We start from the raw sequence: 20256 nt of genomic DNA, 5'->3' as shown, positions 1-20256 counted from the left end.
AACGCATTCATGGCGCAGATTTTTGACCGAAGCTCGAACGCGTTGGCCCGCGCGAGCCTGGTTTTGACAGGGCTGATTGTGATCGCCCTGGGCGTGACCCTTGACCAGTTGCAGCGCTCGCCGTGGGTCACCCGGCAGGGACAACGAGCGGACCAGCCGGTTCCGTTTAGCCACAAACACCATGTCATGGGTCTCGGGATCCAGTGTCAGTACTGTCATACGTCGGTGGAGAAGTCGAGCTATGCTGGCATTCCGCCTACCAAGACGTGTATGAATTGCCATTCGCAGATCTGGACGAACGCCAATCTGCTCGAGCCAGTCCGGCACAGCTGGGCCACCGGGGAGTCGATCACCTGGACGAAGGTCCATGATTTGCCTGATTATGCTTACTTCAATCACGAGATCCATGTGAACAAGGGGCTCGGCTGTTCAAGCTGTCACGGCCGGGTAGACCTGATGCCGATCATGTATCAGCAGAACACTCTGCAAATGGAATGGTGCCTCAACTGTCACCGCAATCCGGCCAAAAACCTGCGTCCGACCAGCGAAATTTACAACATGGCCTGGACCGGCCCCTCCACTGACAGTCCGGTATGGTGTGGATCCACGGAGAGCAAGAGCGGTGTCCCGACGGCCCAAACCGTCAGCTGCACCACGTTAAATCCAGCCGAAGGCGGGGTTCGAGTCGCCGCTCTGCAGATGCCTGAAGGGGCAGCCAGCTCCCAGATTACAGATCCCGGAACCCACCAGGCGGCGACTGTCAGTGACTCTGGAGCTGCTTCGCTTCCGCTGCCTCCGGTCACTTACGTGAAGTTCACCGATCAGGACAAGCTTGGACATTATCTCGCCGATCAATATCACATTCGAACACCGCGCGAGCTCAGCAGTTGCGAGGTCTGTCACCGATGAAAGTACCTACTCCCGATCACGTGACGGAATCGAAGATGGACCAAGAAGGACAGGATTTAATGACTGCGAAAGCACCGGAGACTGTGAAGGCGCTGGACGCCCAGCTCGTGAGCCTCGAAGGGAGCTCCACACAGGAGCAGGGGCTGACTCTGGCGGAAGCCCGGAAGAGGCTCTCGGGCCAGGGTGGCAAGCGGTACTGGCGGAGTCTCGAAGAGCTCGCCGGCGCTCCCGGCTTCGACGAAATGCTGGAACGCGAGTTTCCTCGCCAGGCTTCCGAATGGATCGATCCGGTCTCGCGGCGGGGATTCTTGAAAATCATGGGCGCCTCGATGGCGCTGGCCGGCCTCTCCGGTTGCACCAAGCAGCCCGATGAGCCGATCTATCCCTATATCAAACAACCCGAAGATCTGATCCTCGGTAAGCCGAATTACTTTGCCAGCGCCCACCCGTTCAATACCGGCGCCATTCCAGTGCTGGTGAAAAGCGACGCCTATCGGCCGGTAAAAGTGGACGGCAATCCGGACCACCCCATCAACCGCGGCAGTTCCGATCCGATTACCCAGGGTTCGCTGCTTGCGCTCTACGATCCCGACCGTTCGCAGCATGTCAGCTATCGCGGGGAAAACCGCGAATGGTCAGAGTTTGTACAGGCCTTCCAGACCCACCTTGCGGTTAAGAAAACCGCTGGCGGCGAGGGGATCTATATCCTCACCAGCACGGTCACTTCCCCGACCCTGGCTGCCCAGATCAAGAAGGCGCAGGCCGCATGGCCGAACGCGAAGTTCTTGCAATATGACCCGGTCAACCGCGATTCGGCTTATGCGGCGACCGCGGCGGCATTCGGCACTCCGCTCGACAAGCATTACTGGCTCGAGGGCGCCGACGTCATCGTTTCTCTGGATGCCGATTTCCTCTCCGGTATCACTCACCCCGGGTTCCACAAGCTGGCTGCGGATTACTCGCGGCGTCGCAAGCTAGACAGTAGTGACGTCGAGATGAATCGCCTCTATGCCGTCGAGAGTACGCCGACCACGACCGGCATGAAGGCCGAGCACCGGCTTGGGCTGCGGGCGAGCGACATCCCCGCCTTTGCCGTCGCTCTAGCGGCGGCCATTACCGGCGCTCAGGCGCCTTCCGGCCCGACCTGGACGCCGGAACAGCAGCACTTCCTTGACGCGCTGGTCAAGGATCTCAAGGCAAATGCCGGTGAATCCGCAGTGATCCCCGGCGAGCAGCAGCCCCCTGAGGTCCACCTTGCCGCGATCGCTATCAATGACGCGCTTGGCAACATCGGAAAGACGGTGATCTATACCGAAACCGTCAACCCGCTGCCTTCGCAGCAGAACAACGATCTGAAATCGCTGGTCGCCGACATGAATGCCGGCAAGGTCGATTGGCTGCTGGTACTTGATGGCAATCCGATCTATTCCGCGCCTGCCGACCTGGACTTTGCTACTGCGGCCAACAAGGTCGATGTGCTTGTACACCTGGGATCGCACTACGATGAGACCGCCGAAGTCGCGCAGTGGCACATCAATAGCGCTCACTATTTGGAGTCCTGGTCGGATGCGCGGGCGTATCACGGCATGGTCAGCATCATTCAGCCGATGATCGATCCGCTCTATGGCGGCAGGTCCGCCCACGAAGTCATCCAAGCCATGCTGCTCGACGAGCCCGTGCTGCCGGCCTACGACGCAGTGCGCGCAACCTGGAAGGCGCAGCTCTCGGCCAAGGGTGACTTTGAGCAGAACTGGCGCAAAGCTCTCCACGACGGGTTTATCGACGGCACTGCTTTCGAGCCGAAGACCGTGACCGCGAAGACCGGGCTGCCGGAGTTGCCGCCCGCGGTCCAAGCCGATTCGATCGAGGTCATCTTCCGTCCCGATCCATCGCTCTATGACGGGCGCTACGCGAATGTCGGCTGGCTGCAGGAGTTGCCGAAGCCAGTGACCAATCTCTCCTGGGACAATGCGGCGCTGATCTCGAACGCGACCTTGGTCAAATACAAGCTCGAAGAGTCCGATGTGATCGAGATCGCCTTGAACGGCAAGAAGGTGAAGGCTGCGGTCCTGGTGGTTCCCGGCCATCCCGAAAATAGCATTACCGTTTATCTTGGTCACGGCCGCCGCAGGGCTGGCCGGGTGGGTACCGGCACGGGGTTCGACGCTTACTCGATCCGGCCGTCGGCTTCTCCCTTGGTGGCCACCGGGGCGACAATCACCAAGACTAGCGAGATCTACGAATTCGCGAATACCAAAAGCCACTATCACGACGACCGGTCGAAGTTTTTTGGCGGCCAGGGCGGCGGCAAGAATTCACTCGAGGCAAACGAGGCCGAGACCCGCGGTATTATCCGCTACGCCACACTGGAAGAGTTCAAGCAGAACCCCGACTTCGCCCACGAGGGCGAGGGCAGGGAAGCACCGGCACCCGACGAAAGCATGTTCCCAGCCTATGTCTATGACAAGAATGCCTGGGGCATGTCGATCGATATGAATTCCTGCATCGGCTGCAATGCTTGTGTAGTTGCTTGCTATGCGGAAAACAACATCGCGGTGGTCGGCAAGCAGCAGGTCAAGATCGGCCGCAACATGCAGTGGATCCGGATCGACACCTATTTTGAGGGCGATCTCTCCGCGCCGCGCGCCCACTTCCAGCCGATGAACTGCCAGCATTGTGAAAATGCGCCTTGTGAGCAGGTATGCCCGGTCGGCGCGACCGTGCATACGCCGGAAGGCTTGAACACTATGGTCTATAACCGGTGCGTCGGCACCCGGTACTGTTCCAACAATTGCCCGTATAAGGTGCGCCGGTTCAACTTCCTGCTCTACTCCGACTACGAGACGGAGAGCTATAAGCTCGGCCGCAACCCCGATGTCACGGTACGCAGCCGCGGCGTGATGGAGAAGTGCTCCTATTGCGTACAGCGCATCAGCGCCGCCAAGATCCATGCCGACAAGGAGAACCGGGAGATTCGCGACGGAGAGATCATCACCGCGTGTCAGCAGGCTTGCCCAACGGAGGCGATCATCTTCGGCAACATTAATGATCCGAACAGCCGGGTGGCGAAGCTTAAGAAACAACAGCGCAGCTATCAGGTGCTGGCCGACATCAATACGCGCCCGCGGACGACGTATGTCGCCGGGGTTTTGAACTTCAACCAGGAGTTCGAGCAAGCCCGGGTCGAGCATGCCCCCGGAGCCAGTAATGGGTAACCGAACTATGCTTTCGTATCGCCGGCACCGGAAACAGTCCGGCGAATTTTTCAGGGCAACACGAATGGGCGGAATCGCGCATGGCGACTAAAGATGTAAAGGTCAATGACCCGATGTTGGATCCGATTACCGGAGAGGTGCGGGTCCTCGCGCCCGGTCACACCTTCAAGTCGGTGACTGAAAAAATCTCCCGAATCGTCCTCACACCGCACACTCCGATTGGCTGGTTTCTAGGCTTTCTCTTGGCCAGCGGAGTGGCGACTCTGGTAGTGATTGCCGTCACCTGGCTCTTCCTCAAAGGCGTGGGCATCTGGGGCATTACCCAGCCGGTAGCCTGGGGATTCGCCATCATCAACTTTGTCTGGTGGATCGGCATCGGCCACGCCGGAACCCTGATCTCCGCCATCCTGCTGCTCTTCAAGCAGACCTGGCGAAACTCCATCAACCGCTTTGCCGAGGCGATGACGATCTTCGCCGTGGTCTGCGCTGGTCTCTTTCCGCTGATTCACGTAGGCCGCCCATGGCTGGCCTACTGGCTCTTCCCGTATCCGAACTCAATGAACGTCTGGCCGCAGTTCCGCTCTCCGCTGCTGTGGGACGTCTTTGCGGTCTCAACTTACGCAACCATCTCCGTGGTCTTCTGGTACATCGGTCTGGTGCCTGATTTCGGCACCATGAGAGACCGGTCGAAGACCCGCTTCGGCCAATACGTCTACGGCCTGCTCTCGCTCGGCTGGCGCGGCTCCTCCCGCCACTGGATGCGCTATGAGACGGCCTCCTTGCTGCTGGCCGGTTTAGCGACGCCACTGGTGCTCTCGGTTCACTCGGTCATCAGCTTTGACTTCGCGGTGGCCGTGCTTCCGGGTTGGCACACGACCATCTTCCCCCCCTACTTCGTCGCAGGCGCGGTTTACTCCGGCTTTGCCATGGTCATTACGCTCGCGGTGCCGATCCGGGCTTTCTATCATCTCGAAGACATGATCACCCTTCGCCACCTGGACAACATGGCGAAGGTCATGCTGACCACCGGGTTGATCGTCGCTTACGGCTACTCGATGGAGGTCTTCATGGCCTGGTACTCGGCCAGCCATTGGGAAGCCTTCATGATGTGGAACCGCATGTTCGGACCGATGGGCTGGTCGTACTGGTGCCTGATCGCCTGTAACATCGCCATTCCGCAGTTGATGTGGCTGCGTTCGGTGCGCATCAGTCCGGCCCGGATGTTTCTGCTCTCGTTCGTCGTGAACACCGGGATGTGGTTCGAGCGCTTCGTCATTGTCGTCACCAGCCTTTATCGCGACTTCCTCCCCTCCTCGTGGGGGACTTACAAAGCCACTCGCTGGGATTACGCAACCTTTATCGGGACTATGGGTCTGTTTACGACCTTGTTTCTGCTCTTCGTGCGCTTCTTGCCCATGATCCCGATGTCTGAAATTCGCATGATGCTTCCCCAGGCCAAGGTCAAGCCTGAGTCGGAAGCCGTGCATGAGGCAGGAGACTGATGCCGATACGAGAAGGAACTTACGGATTGTTGGCGGAGTTCGATACCCCGACGGAGCTGGTGCTGGCCGCGCAAGCAGCTTATGAGGCTGGATACCGCCGCATGGATTGCTATACCCCATATCCCGTCGAAGAAGCCGCCGAGGCGATCGGCTTTCACCGGAATAACGTCTCCTTGGTCTGCCTGCTGGGGGGTATTCTCGGCTGCTGCGCGATGTTTGGCATGGAAACCTGGGTGTCGGTCTGGGGCTACCCGCTCAATATCGCTGGCCGCCCTTATTACTCCTGGCCTGCCTTTGTGGTTCCTGCCTACGAGTGGACGATTCTCTTTGCGGGGCTTTCAGCGGCCTTCGGCATGTTGGCGATGAATGGACTGCCCACCCTCTATCACCCGCTCTTCAACGCTCCGAATTTCCGCAATGGTGCAACCACCGACAAGTTTTTCCTTTGCATTGAGGCGACCGACCCCAAGTTTTCGCCAACCGAGTCGAGAGAGTTTCTTGCGCTTCACCGTCCGCTGTCGGTCGTGGAGGTGGATTATTAACGCCGTCGGCAAGCTCCGTGACCGAGTTGAACGAAACACCCACTCTCTATTGGCAGCATCCACGCTGGCGATCTTCGTCTTCGTCAGCGGTTGCCGCCAGGATATGCACAATCAGCCGAAGTTCGTGCCCCAGCGTGGAACCAGCTTCTTCGCCGACGGCCGCTCCGCGCGTCCCCAGGTCGACCATACGGTCGCGCGCAACGAAGTCGATGTCGATGACTACTTCCATACCGGACTGTTGAACGGCAAGGAGCAGGATGCGATGCCCTTTCCCGTCTCAGCTCAGGTGCTGGCGCGAGGCCAAGAACGCTATAACATTTATTGCACGCCGTGCCACTCCCGGGTCGGAAACGGCGCGGGTATGATCGTGCAGCGCGGCTACAAGCCGGCCGGTAATTTTCACGATGCCAAGCGGCTTGCCGAGCCCTTGAGCCACTATTTCTATGTCATGACCAATGGCTATGGGGCGATGCCGGACTACTCGGCGCAAATGGCGCCCGAGGATCGCTGGGCGGTCGCGGCCTACATTCGCGCCTTGCAGTTGAGCCAGAGCGCCAGCCAAAGAGACGTTCCGTCTGGAACGCAGGTGGAAAACCTAGCCGACATTGCCGAACGGGCCGGCTACCCGGCCAGCTTTGCCGGCCCATGGGAGCTGCCAACCGTCACCAATGTTCGGGCGATCTCGCCCGGCGAGGCGCCGGCAGCGGGAGCACCGGCACAACCAACCAATCCTGCCATTCAGACGCGCCCTGCGATCAAGGCGCCGAGTGGCGACGCTAGCAAGCTTCCGGCACCGAGCGGGAATTGAAGATGAACGCCATCGGACTCGACACCATGGGAACAGGTACCATATGGCACACGTAATTCACGCGAAGACCCTCCCCGCCGACCTCAATGCTCCGGCATTTGTCGGTGCATGGCGCACCCGGGCGCTGACCGTCGGCGCTGTCTTTGGCGTTATCGGCATCATCCTGGCGTTCCTGGCGAACGACCACTTTCAACATCTGCTACGTTCCTGGCTGCTGGGTTTCATGATCACCCTCGGCTTTTCGATTGGGGGTATGGCGCTCCTCATGGTCCAATACCTCTCCGGGGGCAAGTGGGGCCTGCTGGTGCGTCGGCCGCTCGAAGCGATGAGCCGTTCTCTCCCGCTCGCATTTCTCTACTTTTTGCCGATCGGGATCTTCGTCAAACAGCTTTACCTCTGGGCACACTATCCTGATGCTGAGTCTGCCCTGAAGCAGGGACTGATCAGCATCGCGCAGGCCCACGCCATCAGCTATAAGAAGCCGATGCTCAACGTGACCGCCTTCTGGGTGGTTTCGCTGATCTGTTTTGTAATCTGGTTCCTCTATATCCGGACCCTGAATAAATGGTCGCTGCAACGCGATCAGGAGGTTGGCCTCGAGCTGCCCCGAGACACTTCGACGAACGTCCCATTCTGGCAAAAACGGTTTGAGAATCTGAGTGGCTTCGGAGTGGTCGTTTATTCGATCACCCTGACCGCCGGAGCCATCTACTGGGTTATGTCACTGGATCCAACCTGGTACTCGTCGGTCTACGGACTGCAATTTCTGGTTGGTCAGGGTTATGGGGTGCTCGCCCTGGTGGTTCTCACCTTGATCGGGCTCTCCAAGGGCGAGCCGATCCGGACGATCCTGCGCACCACTGAACAGCATGACCTCGGCAAGCTCTGCTTTGCCTTCGTGATGTTGAATATGTATCTCGCCTTTGCTTCCTTCCTGATTATCTGGTCGGGCAATCTTCCCGAAGAGATTCCCTGGTATCTTGACCGGATCCGGGGTAACTGGGGCGTCATTGCAACCCTCGATTTCATCTTCCACTGGCTGCTGCCTTTCTCGATGCTGCTATCGCGCGACCTCAAGCGCAATCAGAAGCGGCTTGCCACGGTTTGCCGGCTGATGATCTTCGCCCGCTGCTGGGACATGTTCTGGCTGATCGAGCCCAACTTCGCCGACGCCCGCCGGAATCTCCATTTCAGCTTTGGCATCCTGGAATACGCGTTCATTCCTACCGCCATGATTGCCTTCTGGATGGCGTATTACTTTACACAGTTGCAGAAACGGCCGCTGGTTGCCGTCAACGATCCGCACCTAGCGGAAATTTTGGAGCCTGATCATGCCCACGCATAGTCCCAATGATCCGGTCAATGTAAAGACACCACAGCCCGGCTACGAGGCCTCTGACGTCAGCGCGACCGGCATCGCCGTCTTTCTGGCTTCATTGCTCGCATTCATCGTTGTCTTCTTTGTCTTCTGCTTCGGCATGGGCAAGGTGATCAACAATCAGCTAGTGAAGCGCGACGGTCCGCCGAACAAGTGGAACAATTTGCAATACGGTTCGCACGAAGTTCCCAAGAACATGGCTTCGAACCCGGCAATGGAGCAGCAGCAGCTGCAACAGATGACCCAGCGTTTCCCGACTCCGAGGCTTGAGACTGATGACGGCAACCAGGATCTCGCCGACCTGCATGAACGCGAGGCGTTGCTGCTCGACCACTACAGCTGGATTGATCGCGGCCAGGGTAAAATTCGTATTCCCGTCGAGCGGGCGATGGAGCTGATCGCTCAACACGGTCTTCCGGTTGTAACTAATGCGCAACCCGGACAGCCGACAGCTCCCACTTACGGAGAAACTCCGGAAGGGGCAAGCATGGAAGCTGGAGGGAACGGAATCATCCTGCCGCCCGTCCCGCTGACCAACGGATTTGCACCAACCGGCTATGAACAGGAGCTCGCGATTACCCGCAAGGCTCCCGAAGTGGCGGAAGCTGGTGATAAGCATCCGTGAAGTCCTGCCGCTTGATCTAGGCACGAAACGGCTTTTTGTTTTCATTCAGGGAAAGTGACCGTCTAGCCTGAACTACATTCACCACTCGGGCGCAGTTAAGATAGCAAGAGAGGCTTCAGGGAAATATGTCGATGAGGGGACCAGATCGGTTAGGCAGGAGGATGCGCAGTATCGCTGCGCGTTTCCTGCGCCCCCGGTCGGCGGCGGCAGCTCTCCTGTCTGTCGCTGGGCTGCTTCTGAGTCTCCCTGCTTCCGCTCAGGTCTCTTCGTATGGTGACAAACAGATGGGCGAGGTAGCAGTCGATCATCCTTCGCCGATCCTCAGCAAGGTCTTTGTTCACCAGCATCTCGATCAGCAGATTCCTTTGCAGGGCGTCTTCCGCGATGAGACTGGCGCGAGCGTGAAAATGGGGGACTATTTCGGTAAACGGCCGGTCATTCTGGCCATCGTTTACTATGCCTGTCCGATGCTTTGTTCCGAGGAGATGAACGGACTGGTCGGCGCGCTCGAAATGGTGAAGTTCCGTCCCGGCAAGGATTTTGATATCGTCGCCATCAGCATCGACCCCAGCGAAGGACCTGAGCTGGCAGCCAAGAAGAAAGCGATGTATTTGAAGCGTTATGCCCATCCCGAAACGGCGGATGGCTGGCATTTTCTCACCGGGCAGCAGCCCGCCATCAATGCCGTGGCTGACGCGGTCGGTTTTGGTTATGCCCGGGTGCCGGGGCCGGATGGTCACCTCTCCCAGTTTGCGCACGCCAGCTCCATCCAGATCCTTACTCCGGAAGGGAAGTTGGCGCAGTACTACATGGGTGTGGAATATTCACCCAAAGACCTGCAACTAGGGTTAGTTGAGGCATCGCACAACAAGATCGGTTCACCGGTAGACAACATCTTGACCTATTGCTATCGATACGACCCCGATTTGAACCGGCATAGCCTGGTTGTTGCCCGGGTGGTTCAGCTCGGAGGGATGCTGACTATGCTTAGCTTGGGTAGCTTTATGGTGGTCATGTTCCGGCGTGATCTGAAGCAAGGCGAACCACCCAGCTATGAACGGGGAGATCGCCGGCGGCAGCTCTAACATTGCGCGCCAATAAGGTTCGGCAAGACTGATCGGCAGCGCAGGACGAAGAAACGGATAAAGGGAACGATGCATATTATTAGTCCGGTACTCTGGCAATTTTTGGTGAAGTGGCTGACGAACTTCGCGCTCTTTCCGGCGGAAGCGTCAACCATTGCGCCCTATACCGACGCGCTCTACTTCTTCTTGATTCTTATTTCGCTGGTCGGCCTGGTCATCGTCGCGCTGCTGGTATTCGGTTTCTCTATTGCCTACCGGGCGGAGAAAAACCCTGTCGCGACCCATATAGAAGGTTCGACCCTGCTCGAGGCGACTTGGACCATCATCCCCCTCGCTCTCTTCATGGTTTGCTTCGTCTGGGGAGCGTTGTTGTATTTCCGCATCTACAACCCTCCGACCAACGCAATGAATATTTATATTGTCGGGAAGCAGTGGATGTGGAAGGCAGAGCACCCCGGTGGCCAGCACGAGATCAATGCGCTGCACATTCCGATCAATCGTCCTGTCCAGCTCACCATGATCTCTCAGGATGTCTTTCACAGTTACTCAATTCCGGCCTTCCGGGTGAAGCGAGAAGTGATTCCCGGCCGGTATTCCACTGTCTGGTTTGAAGCCACTCTCCCGGGAACTTATCACCTCTTCTGCACCCAGTATTGCGGGACGCTTCATTCGCAGATGATTGGGCAGATTGTGGCCATGAAACCGGAGGATTACCAGGCTTGGACGGCCGGCAGCACCAGTGGAGCGTCGCTCGCCCAGAATGGGGAACGACTCTACGCGAGCCTAGGCTGCAACGGCTGCCACTCCGGCCAAGCGGACGCCCGCGGCCCGAACCTGGCCGCTGTTTACGGCGCCAAGCTGCAGCTGGCGAGCGGCTCTTACGTGACCGTTGATGACGCCTTTTTACGTGACACCATCTTGAATCCGTCGATGCATGTCACCTCCGGCTATGCTCCCATCATGCCGACCTATCAAGGGCAGGTAAGTGAAGAAGGACTGATCGACCTGGTCGAATACATCAAGAGACTGAACTCCAACTATCGTAACCAGCAAACGCTGACGACGAGTCAGGTATCGCCCGCGCAAGCAGGCACTGTGGCGCCGAATGCTACGTCGGGGCCGGGGATGGTGAAGCAATGAGCAGCACAGTCGTGAGACTTCCGGAACAGCAGGGCGCCACCCTGCCAAAGCTTTCTTATTTGAACAAGGAATATGGTCTGAAAAGCTGGTTGCTGACTGGCGACCATAAGCGGATCGCGATGCTCTACCTGATCTCGATCACCTTTTTCTTCTTCCTCGGTGGCTCGATGGCCGGCCTTATTCGATTGGAGTTGCTTACCCCGCAACCCGATCTGATGGCCTCCGATACCTACAACAAGCTCTTCACCATGCACGGCGTCATCATGATCTTCCTCTTCCTGGTGCCGTCCGTACCTGCGGTCATCGGGAACTTCGTGATACCGATCATGGTGGGGGCGAAGGATCTTGCCTTTCCCAAGATCAACCTGCTCAGCTGGTACCTCTATCTGATTGGCGGGACATTTACCATCGCCGCCCTGGTGCTCGGCGGTGTCGATACCGGTTGGACATTCACAACGCCGCTCAGTACACATTATCTGAACACGCACGTGGTGACCGCGGCACTCGGCATCTTTGTCGCCGGGTTCAGCTCTATCTTTACGGGCTTGAACTTCATCGTCACTATCCATCGTATGAGAGCTCCGGGAATGACCTGGTTCCGGCTTCCGCTGTTTGTATGGTCGAACTATGCCGCCTCGATCTTGATGGTCCTCGGCACCCCGGTCCTGGCCATCGCGATTGTACTGGTCATCCTCGAACGGACGATCGGCATCGGGGTCTTTGATCCGACCAAAGGCGGCGACCCACTTCTCTTCCAGCACCTGTTCTGGTTCTACTCTCACCCCGCGGTCTACATCATGATCCTTCCGGGTATGGGAGTCATCTCCGAGGTGATCAGCACTTTCTCGAGGAAGCGGGTCTTCGGCTATACCGCGGTTGCCTTCTCCTCGGTAGCGATCGCGCTCTTTGGCTTTTTTGTCTGGGCGCACCACATGTTCATCATGGGCGTGTCGAACTATTCGGCGCTGGTGTTTTCGCTTCTGACGATGTTGGTCGCGGTGCCTTCGGCCATCAAGATCTTTAACTGGTCGGCGACCCTTTACAAAGGATCCCTCACCTTTGAGACGCCGATGCTGTATGCCTTCGGCTTTATCGGGCTGTTTACAATCGGTGGCCTGACGGGTGTTTTTCTCGGTTCTCTAGGGATGGACATCCACCTCACGGAAACCTACTTCATCGTCGCCCACTTCCACTTCGTGATGGTCGGTGGCATGCTGATGGCGTATTTGGCAGGCATGCACTTCTGGTGGCCGAAGATGACCGGACGCATGTATCCCGAAGCCATGTCGAAGCTGGCTGCCGTGGTCACCTTCATTGGATTCAACCTGACCTTCTTCCCCCAGTTCATCCTGGGATATCTGGGCATGCCGCGCCGCTACCATGCTTACCCGGCAGAGTTCCAGGTTTTAAATGTGCTGTCGACCGCGGGCGCGACCGTCCTCGGTATCGGCTACCTCATGCCGATGATCTACATGACCTGGTCGCTGAAGTATGGCAAGATTGCTGGAGCTAACCCGTGGCAGGCTACTGGACTTGAGTGGCAGATCCAATCTCCGCCTCTCACTGAGAACTTCCTTGAAACGCCGATCGTGGATTACGAAGCATACGACTACGATTGGCTGGCAAACAAAACCAAGCACGAGGTGACCACCGTTGGATAGTCAGGCAATCGTCACCCATCCTGGAGCTTCCTCTGAACTTGAGGGCGGGAGCCACGAGCATCCCGCCTACCTGCGCCACCATTTCGAGACGGTGGAGCAGCAAAAAGAAGCCACTCAGTTCGGCATGTGGCTCTTCCTCCTCACTGAAATCATGTTCTTTGGTGGCATGTTCGCGGCCTATCTGATCTATCGCAATTGGTACTATCCGGCCTTTGCGGCAGCCAGCAACACACTCAGCATCACCCTCGGGGCGATCAACACCGCGGTTCTGATCACTTCGGGATTCGCCATGGCAATAGGCGTCTGGTGCGCGGAGACGCGCCGCCGTAAAGGTCTGGTCCTCTCGCTGATTTTCACCATCCTCTTTGGGTTGGTTTTCCTGGGCATCAAGTACGTGGAATACAGCGAGAAATTCGAGTTGCACCACGTCCCAGGCGCCGACTTCTCGATTTCTCAGTTCGTGCATCCCTCGGCCGCCTCGCACGAGGTACCGCTCGCGCCTGATATGGCGGAGAAGACACAGGTCTACTTCTCTTTATATTTCGCCATGACCGGCATGCACGCCCTCCACATGATCATCGGTATCGGACTGCTGATCTGGCTTCTGGTTCGCGCCCAGCAAGGCGCTTATACGAACGGGTATGTGCAACCGATAGAATATTTTGGCCTGTATTGGCACTTTGTCGATATTGTCTGGATCTTTCTCTTCCCGCTTCTCTATCTTATTAACCGCCACCCCGGACGCTAGATGGCGATGCCCGGCGGCGCGAAGCGTTGACTAGAATTGCGTCGTCTTTGAATAGGAAATTATGGCCAAAGCAAACCCCGCTCACGACCACGACGATCTCCATGTAGCCGAAGATGCCCACCACATCGTCAGCCCCAGGGCCTACCTGCTGGTTTATGTTTCTTTGCTCGTGGCAACCGGCCTGACGGTCGGTGCCGCGTTCGTCGATCTTGGGCCTTTTAACCCGATTCTTGCCTTGGGGATCGCCTGCTTCAAAGGCGTCCTTGTGATCCTTTTCTTTATGCACGTTTATTACAGCTCGCGGCTGATGAAGCTCACCGTCGGTGCCGGTTTCTTCACCTTCCTGGTGCTCATTATGATGACGCTTAGCGATTACATGAGCCGTTCCTGGGGTCTTTGGTAGTCCTGCCGAAGAGTCATACGGCTCCGCGTACTTCCCGGTCCTGATGCGTCTAAAATTTAATTGACGTTGTTTTAAGACGCATGATGACTCCTTCTTCCGCGCTCAAAGCCGAATCTCCCTCCGCCCTCGAAACCATATCCCGCAACCCAAGAATTCGGATCAGACGCTCTGGCCCTCCAGCCGAAGACGCCAAGTGCGTCGTCTACTGGATGCAGCGCGCCGAGCGTGCCGTCGACAACCCGGCACTCGATGTGGCGATCGACGTCGCAAATGAGCTCGACCTGCCAATCGTCGTCTTCTTCTCGGCTATTTCGAATTTCCCCAGTGCGAACCTGCGTCACTACGTCTTCCTCAACCAGGGGCTGCGAGATATCGAAGCAGACCTGGCGGAACGCGGGATCTCGTTTATCGTTCGCCGTCCTCCCAAGAATTCACTCGAAGCTTTGCTCACCGAGCTACGAGCAGCCATGGTCATAGGCGACGAGAATCCCTGCCGTGAGCCTGAGCGTTGGCGTAGCGTACTTGCCCATCGGCTGAAAATTCCCTATTGGACCGTGGATGCCGACGTGCTCGTCCCTTCCGGATTGTTCCCCAAGCACTATTTCGCCTTGCACATCTTTCGCCCCAAGCTCTACGCGCATTTTCCTACTTATCTGGTCAAACCTGAAAATCCGAAGCCTGTCCGCCAATGGCAAAGGCCGCCTAACTTCGAGTCCTTCGATGTGAAAGAGGATCTGACCGAGGGCTGGAAGCATCTGGATCGTACCGTTCAGCCGGTGGATTACCTGACCGGCGGCACGCATGCAGCGCTTAAGCGCCTGAAAGACTTTGTCGCCAATGACCTGGCGCACTACCAAGACCGGCGCAATCATCCCGAGAAGGCAGGCACCAGCCATCTTTCACCTTACCTGCACTTTGGCCATATTGGGCCGCTCACCATTGCTCTGGCCGTCGACCAAGCTCTGAAGCAGAAGGTCATCACCAAGGAAGCCTACGACGCTTTTATCGGCGAGGTGATCGGGTGGCGCGAGCTTGCAGTCAACTTCGTGAAGTACGTTCCTGCCTACGATTCAATCGACTGCGCCGAGCCATGGGCGCAGAAAACCCTCCGCGAACATGCCCGCGACAAGCGCGATCCGGTCTACACCCTGGAGCAGCTGGAGAAAGCGGAGACTTACGACGAGCTTTGGAACGCCTCGCAGATGCAGATGGTCAAGTTCGGCTGGATGCACAACTACATGCGGATGTACTGGGCGAAGAAGATTCTAGAATGGTCGCAGTCGCCGGCCATTGCCTTTGAGAACGCCGTCTACTTGAACGATCGCTATGAACTCGACGGCCGCGATCCCAACGGCTACGCAGGAATTGCCTGGGCAATTGCCGGAGTGCATGACCGCCCTTGGTTTGACCGGCCCATCTTTGGCACGATCCGCTACATGTCGGCCGCTTCCACCGGAAAGAAGTTCAATTCGAAACTCTATATCCGCAACGTGATGGAGAATGAACCGCCGCCGCTACTCACCTAAGATCCCTGCGAGTCCGTCGCATTGAGTTTGTATCGTTCCAACCGCTATCCCACGTCTCAATTCTGAGACGCAGGTTGATGCGAAACCAACCAAGTGCACACGTTCCTAGTGGCCGGTTCCGCAGGGTTCGTTAGTGCTTCGACTCGCTGGTGACTGTGCGTTCCCATTGACCGGGGGGAAGGTTCGGTAGATGACAGCGCAATCTAGCCTAGCCATCTCACCTACACCCATCTATCTACCTATCTCACCTACTTAGTTCGACCGATAGGATCTGGCCGTCGACGGTCTTGTCCGAGCTCTCCGCGTACTGCACGCTGGCTTTCATTCCCTCGAGGTCGGTGCACGGGTGGATCTCATTATCCGGGGTGTAGTTGGTTGCGGAATAATGGATGTTGAAATAGTTATTGCTATAGAGGGAAATCGCCTTTCCCGCCCCTTCAACGTTTAGCTGGATGACTGAGGGATCGGTACATCGCACATTCTTGATCACGCCCTTGGCGATGTGCTTCGGTCCATTTGGTTCCTCGGATGGATGGCGCGGCGCAGGCTGCGTGGCGCCCGGCCTCGTCGTCACGGCACTCGCGCTTGCAACTGCTCTGGATTGACCATTGGCAGAGGCGGCCTCATCCCGCTGAGCTGAATATCTTTCGAGCGTAGTGATCCGGTTCTCGACCGAGGCGGCCTCTTCTGGTGTCTTCGCAACACCCTTGGCAGACTTCAGCACGCGAATAGCATCCGCATAACGATTGGCTTCCTGAAGGACGCTCGCCGCGTTCAGACGATAGTCGAGGCTGGCTGGATCCAATTGCACCGCCCGCAGGTTGAGCGCGTGGGCCTCCTCGAGCTTTTCATGGTGCGTGCCATAGAACGACGCAAGTTGGTCATAAGCTGGTGCAAATTTCGGGTTCAAATGGATGGATGTTTTCAGGCTCTGCTCGATGTCTTCCGGACGGACGGGTGTGCTGACTTGGAGCGATATAGCGGCATAGAAGTAGTGGGCCAGATAGCTTTGAGAATCCAGTTGTACTGCCTGTTCAAACCAGGTGCGAGCGGCTTCCAGATGGCCCTGGTGGAACTCCAGAAAGCCCATTGTCTCGTGCGCTGCTGCGTTTTTCGGGTCTTCGCGCAGCACTGATTCTAGAAGTGCCTTGGCATCGTCGCCGCGATCATTGTGCGCCAGGAAATCGGCTCGGATCGCATTCGCTGCCGGTACAGGCAGTTCAATCGATGAGTAGGCCGTCTCATTGATGTCCGCCGGGGCAGATACCTTGAAAAACTGAAAGTTATTGCGGGAGATGTAAGCTTGCAACGCCTTTTGCAGCTGATGCAGGTCGCCAAAAGTCCGCTCGCCGGCGGTGACTGAGTCTACATGTTGGCTCACCATATCGAGGTATCGATGTAAATGGGTGGGAGTCGACCGGTCATTTAGAAAGAGAAAGTGGGTCAACGCCCACGACTCAGCATAAAAAATCGAACCCTTCTGGTCTTCATGGTAATAGGGAGACTTGGCGTCGACCGTGAACAATGTCTCTAGCGGAATCAGCTGGTTCTGTCGAAGCAGGGCAATATCATCAGCACTCGCCTGTCCCAGGTCCACTTCTTTCTCATGAATGTCAGTGTTTTGAAAGAACTCCGCGAGGCCTTCATTGACCCACAATGGCAGCCACTCCATCGTATCGGCCATCAACAAATGTGTGTATTCGTGATAGATACTGGCGTAAGGATGCTCGCCGGGCGCATCGAGCCGCAGCAAGACGTAGTTTTTGTCTTGGGCGTGAAGGAAGAGCCCCGCCAGGTCCAACTGACCCTTGGCCAGATAGGACGGCGGCTCCAGCGTCTGAAAGCCTTTTTTGTCCTTCATCGCGAGAATAAGAATCGGGGAGGCTGGATCGACGTTCGCATTCGGAAATCCACTATGGAAGACGGAGCGCATGCGTTCGAATTGTCCTGCGATCTTGCGCGCCTGCTTCTCGCTTGAGTCCGACAGCACGACAAAGTGCGGACTTTGCACCTGCACCCAACTCTCTCCGCTGTCCTTGCCGAAGCCAGTGACGCTGAACCCCAGTAGAAGTAAGAGAGCAATTCGTTTGGACATAGAGGAGCGGCTTCACTATATCAAAGAGATGACGTTTTCTTAGTCTTTGGTACACCCTATTCACTCGCCGGGCATCAATAATCCGGGATTCCGGCCGAGAGGAACTCTCGTTTCATCAGATGGTGATGTACGGGACTTTTTTTACCCTGCCAACTACCTGCCGGGAGAAAATTCGTCTACTCATCTGCGGCCCTGGTCGGGTATAAGTGAGTGGAATCTTGGCGGCCGGAATCAGATATCCTGAAGCATCAAGGTAGTACAAACATTGCCCAATAAGTACGCAGCTAAAGTTAGCTATTTGGCCGCTTCCGGAGTGATCTCGAAGCTTCGCGTCGAGCACGCCCTTGCGAGTATGTCCGATGCGTTCGTTCTGCTGGACTCCGAGTTTCGGATCGCCTACATGAATCCGGCCGCCGAACGGACCGCGGGAGTGAGCGCCGGTGAGCTTCTTGGGGCTACGCACTGGGAGGCGTGGCCAGCCTCTCGCGGCACCGAGGTGGAGCGCCGCTACCGCCAAGCGATGCTTACCGGCGAGGCCCAGCACTTTCAGCACCACTACGTCAGCGAGACGCACGATCTATGGCTAGAGATCCACGCTCATCCCGGGGGTGGGGGGCTGGCCATCTATTTCCGCGATCTCTCCGAGCGGAAGCTTGAACAGGAGGGGGCTGCGCGCATCGAACGCGCCTACAAAGCCGCTTTGTCGAATACCCCCGATCTCGTCTATGTCTTCGACCTGAACCATAGGTTCGTCTATGCGAATGAGGCCCTGCTCACCATGTGGGGACGGACATGGAACGACGCCATCGGCAAGACCTGCCTCGAGCTTGGTTATCCAGAGTGGCATGCGGCGATGCATGATCGTGAGATCGATCAGGTGGTGGCCACCCGCCGCTCTGTCCGCGGAGAAGTACCCTTCGCCGGCACCCACGGTCGTCGCATCTATGACTACATTTTCGTGCCGGTCATTGGACCTGGCGGGGAAGTGGAATCGGTTGCGGGAACTACCCGCGACGTCACCGAGCGCCAGCAATCGGAACAAGTCTTGCGGGCTAGTGAAGAACGGCTTCGCCTGGCCCAGAATGCAGGCCAGTTGGCCACCTGGGACTGGGACATCGCCACTGGTGAGGTGGTTTGGACAAACGATAGTGATTGGATCTACGGCCGGGCCCCCGCGGAGATGACCCCTATCGATCGTTGCGCGGCTGCAGTCCACGAAGAGGATCGGGACGCGACCACTCAGGCGCTTCAGCGAACGCTCGAGGACGGGGTCGAATATAACCATGAGTTCCGTGTGATCTGGCCCGACCAATCTGTTCATTGGCTGGTCGGTCGCGGCAAGGCCATCTACGATGCTGACGGCCGCCCGGCTCGCGTCCTGGGCGTTAATTGGGACATCACCGCGCGCAAGCAGGCTGAAGACATTCTGCGCAACGAGCGGAGTCGCCTGGCAGAGCTGCTACAGCAAGCCCCGGCATTGATGGCGCTCCTGCGCGGTCCGGATCACATCTTTGAAGTCACCAACCCGCTTTACCAGGAGCTCATCGGCGGTCGCACCGTGATCGGCAAGCCGATCCGCTCGGCTCTTCCAGAGACCGCCCAGCAGGATCTGATCGATGCCCTGGATCAGGTCTATCGAACTGGTGAGCCGTTCACGGCGCACGGCCACTCGATCGACTTCGCCCGTCACTCCGGTCAACCGCTCGAACGCCGCTACCTGAACCTTACCTACCAGCCAATGCGGGACGCGGACGGAAACGTCTCAGGTGTCATCCTGCTCGGCGTCGACGTGACCGAGGCGCGAAAAGCTGAGGAGGCACTGCGCCAAAGCGAAAAGCTGGCTGCCGTTGGACGCCTCGCCGCGTCGATCTCTCACGAGATTAACAATCCGCTCGAAGCTGTCACGAACCTTCTGTACCTGATGCAGACTGACCAGGCGCTCTCGCCAGAGACTCGCTCCTATCTGGAAACGGCCCAATCTGAGATCACGCGCATCACGCACATCACCACCCAGACATTGCGCTTCTATCGCCAGAGCACCAGGGCTGCCCGTATCAAAGTCAGGGGGATCTTGGATTCGGTTGCAGTACTCTACGAGCGTCGTCTCCGGCATGCCGATGTAACGCTTACGGTGCACTCCCGTACATTGAGGCCGGTCATGATCTACGCTGGGGAGCTGCGGCAGATTGTCGCCAATCTGGTCGGAAATGCGCTCGACGCAGTAGGCTCGAATGGCCGCATCGAGATGCGCGAAAGACCTGCGACCGACTGGAAATCGGGACGCAAGGGTGTTCTGGTCACAGTGGCGGACAGCGGCCATGGCATAGGTCCGGAGATCATGCCGCGCCTCTTCGATCCATTCTTCAGTACTAAAGGCCAGACCGGTACTGGGCTGGGCCTGTGGGTCAGCAAAGAAATTGTCGAAAAGAACGGCGGTCGAATTCGCGTTCGCTCCAGACAGCAGGAGCCGCACCGGGGGACGGTCTTTTCAGTGTTTTTGCCCGACTTGGATGTCCAAGAGCCAATTTCTTCAAGCCGCGAGTACTTAGCGCCAGTCTCAAAGGCTCCCGTAAACTTTGGGATCCAGCCGTAGAGAATAAGTTCTTTCAGATAGTAGAT

15 protein-coding genes are annotated in these 20256 nt (G+C 57.5%); 14 read left to right on the top strand and 1 reads right to left on the bottom strand.

The genetic code is table 11. The features are described 5' to 3' along the window. The first annotated feature begins 9 nt into the window (after positions 1-9). The 13 genes from ACPOL_RS07585 to ACPOL_RS07525 all read left to right on the top strand — a co-directional run bounded on the left by ACPOL_RS07585 (position 10) and on the right by ACPOL_RS07525 (position 15542). Entirely contained in the window at positions 10-909 is a 900-nt protein-coding gene (locus ACPOL_RS07585) for a cytochrome c3 family protein (RefSeq protein ID WP_114206519.1), read from the top strand. Then, a complete protein-coding gene (locus ACPOL_RS07580) occupies positions 906-4124 on the top strand; it encodes a TAT-variant-translocated molybdopterin oxidoreductase (RefSeq protein ID WP_236657310.1) in 3219 nt (1072 codons plus the stop codon). Before ACPOL_RS07585 ends, ACPOL_RS07580 begins: the two co-directional genes overlap by 4 nt. A gap of 80 nt (positions 4125-4204) precedes the next feature. Continuing rightward, the gene (gene nrfD / locus ACPOL_RS07575; RefSeq protein WP_114206518.1) at positions 4205-5626 is read left to right on the top strand and encodes an NrfD/PsrC family molybdoenzyme membrane anchor subunit; all 1422 of its coding nucleotides are present in this window, start codon (positions 4205-4207) and stop codon (positions 5624-5626) included. Continuing rightward, on the top strand, positions 5626-6168 hold the full coding sequence (locus tag ACPOL_RS07570) for a DUF3341 domain-containing protein (protein WP_114206517.1): 543 nt from the start codon (positions 5626-5628) through the stop codon (positions 6166-6168). The genes nrfD and ACPOL_RS07570 overlap by 1 nt, the downstream gene beginning before the upstream one ends. 49 nt (positions 6169-6217) lie before the next feature. After that, entirely contained in the window at positions 6218-6976 is a 759-nt protein-coding gene (locus ACPOL_RS07565) for a c-type cytochrome (protein WP_236657309.1), read from the top strand. A gap of 43 nt (positions 6977-7019) precedes the next feature. Beyond that, positions 7020-8321 carry a hypothetical protein gene (locus tag ACPOL_RS07560; RefSeq protein ID WP_114206516.1) on the top strand — a complete coding sequence of 434 codons (1302 nt, stop codon included), beginning with the start codon at positions 7020-7022 and terminating at the stop codon, positions 8319-8321. Beyond that, positions 8308-8979, top strand: coding sequence for a hypothetical protein (locus tag ACPOL_RS07555; RefSeq protein ID WP_114206515.1), 672 nt, complete (start codon positions 8308-8310; stop codon positions 8977-8979). The genes ACPOL_RS07560 and ACPOL_RS07555 overlap by 14 nt, the downstream gene beginning before the upstream one ends. A gap of 161 nt (positions 8980-9140) precedes the next feature. Then, on the top strand, positions 9141-10064 hold the full coding sequence (locus ACPOL_RS07550) for an SCO family protein (protein WP_114206514.1): 924 nt from the start codon (positions 9141-9143) through the stop codon (positions 10062-10064). Between the two features lie 69 nt (positions 10065-10133). Beyond that, positions 10134-11204 (top strand): cytochrome c oxidase subunit II, encoded by a 1071-nt coding sequence (gene coxB / locus ACPOL_RS07545; RefSeq protein WP_114206513.1) that lies wholly within the window; start codon positions 10134-10136, stop codon positions 11202-11204. Then, the gene (gene ctaD, locus ACPOL_RS07540; RefSeq protein WP_114206512.1) at positions 11201-12865 is read left to right on the top strand and encodes a cytochrome c oxidase subunit I; all 1665 of its coding nucleotides are present in this window, start codon (positions 11201-11203) and stop codon (positions 12863-12865) included. The genes coxB and ctaD overlap by 4 nt, the downstream gene beginning before the upstream one ends. After that, positions 12858-13613, top strand: coding sequence for a cytochrome c oxidase subunit 3 family protein (locus ACPOL_RS07535; protein ID WP_236657308.1), 756 nt, complete (start codon positions 12858-12860; stop codon positions 13611-13613). The genes ctaD and ACPOL_RS07535 overlap by 8 nt, the downstream gene beginning before the upstream one ends. A 61-nt stretch (positions 13614-13674) precedes the next feature. Further along, positions 13675-14016 carry a cytochrome C oxidase subunit IV family protein gene (locus ACPOL_RS07530; protein WP_114206511.1) on the top strand — a complete coding sequence of 114 codons (342 nt, stop codon included), beginning with the start codon at positions 13675-13677 and terminating at the stop codon, positions 14014-14016. Positions 14017-14096: 80 nt separating this feature from the next. Further along, entirely contained in the window at positions 14097-15542 is a 1446-nt protein-coding gene (locus tag ACPOL_RS07525) for a deoxyribodipyrimidine photo-lyase (RefSeq protein ID WP_236657307.1), read from the top strand. A 244-nt stretch (positions 15543-15786) separates the two neighbouring features. Here ACPOL_RS07525 and ACPOL_RS07520 read toward each other — a convergent pair whose 3' ends face one another. Continuing rightward, positions 15787-17637, bottom strand: a complete 1851-nt coding sequence (locus ACPOL_RS07520; RefSeq protein WP_114206509.1) for a tetratricopeptide repeat protein — start codon at positions 17635-17637, stop codon at positions 15787-15789. A 298-nt stretch (positions 17638-17935) separates the two neighbouring features. On the opposite strand from ACPOL_RS07520, the gene ACPOL_RS07515 reads away from it, so the two are divergent. Further along, complete coding sequence (locus ACPOL_RS07515; protein WP_236657306.1) at positions 17936-20230, top strand: PAS domain-containing protein; 2295 nt, start codon at positions 17936-17938, stop codon at positions 20228-20230. The last annotated feature ends 26 nt before the right edge of the window (positions 20231-20256 follow it).

Source organism: Acidisarcina polymorpha, assembly GCF_003330725.1.
Lineage (GTDB): Bacteria > Acidobacteriota > Terriglobia > Terriglobales > Acidobacteriaceae > Acidisarcina > Acidisarcina polymorpha.
The sequence above is the reverse complement of the archived record's forward strand: the minus strand, read 5'-3'. Positions and strand labels throughout refer to the sequence as shown.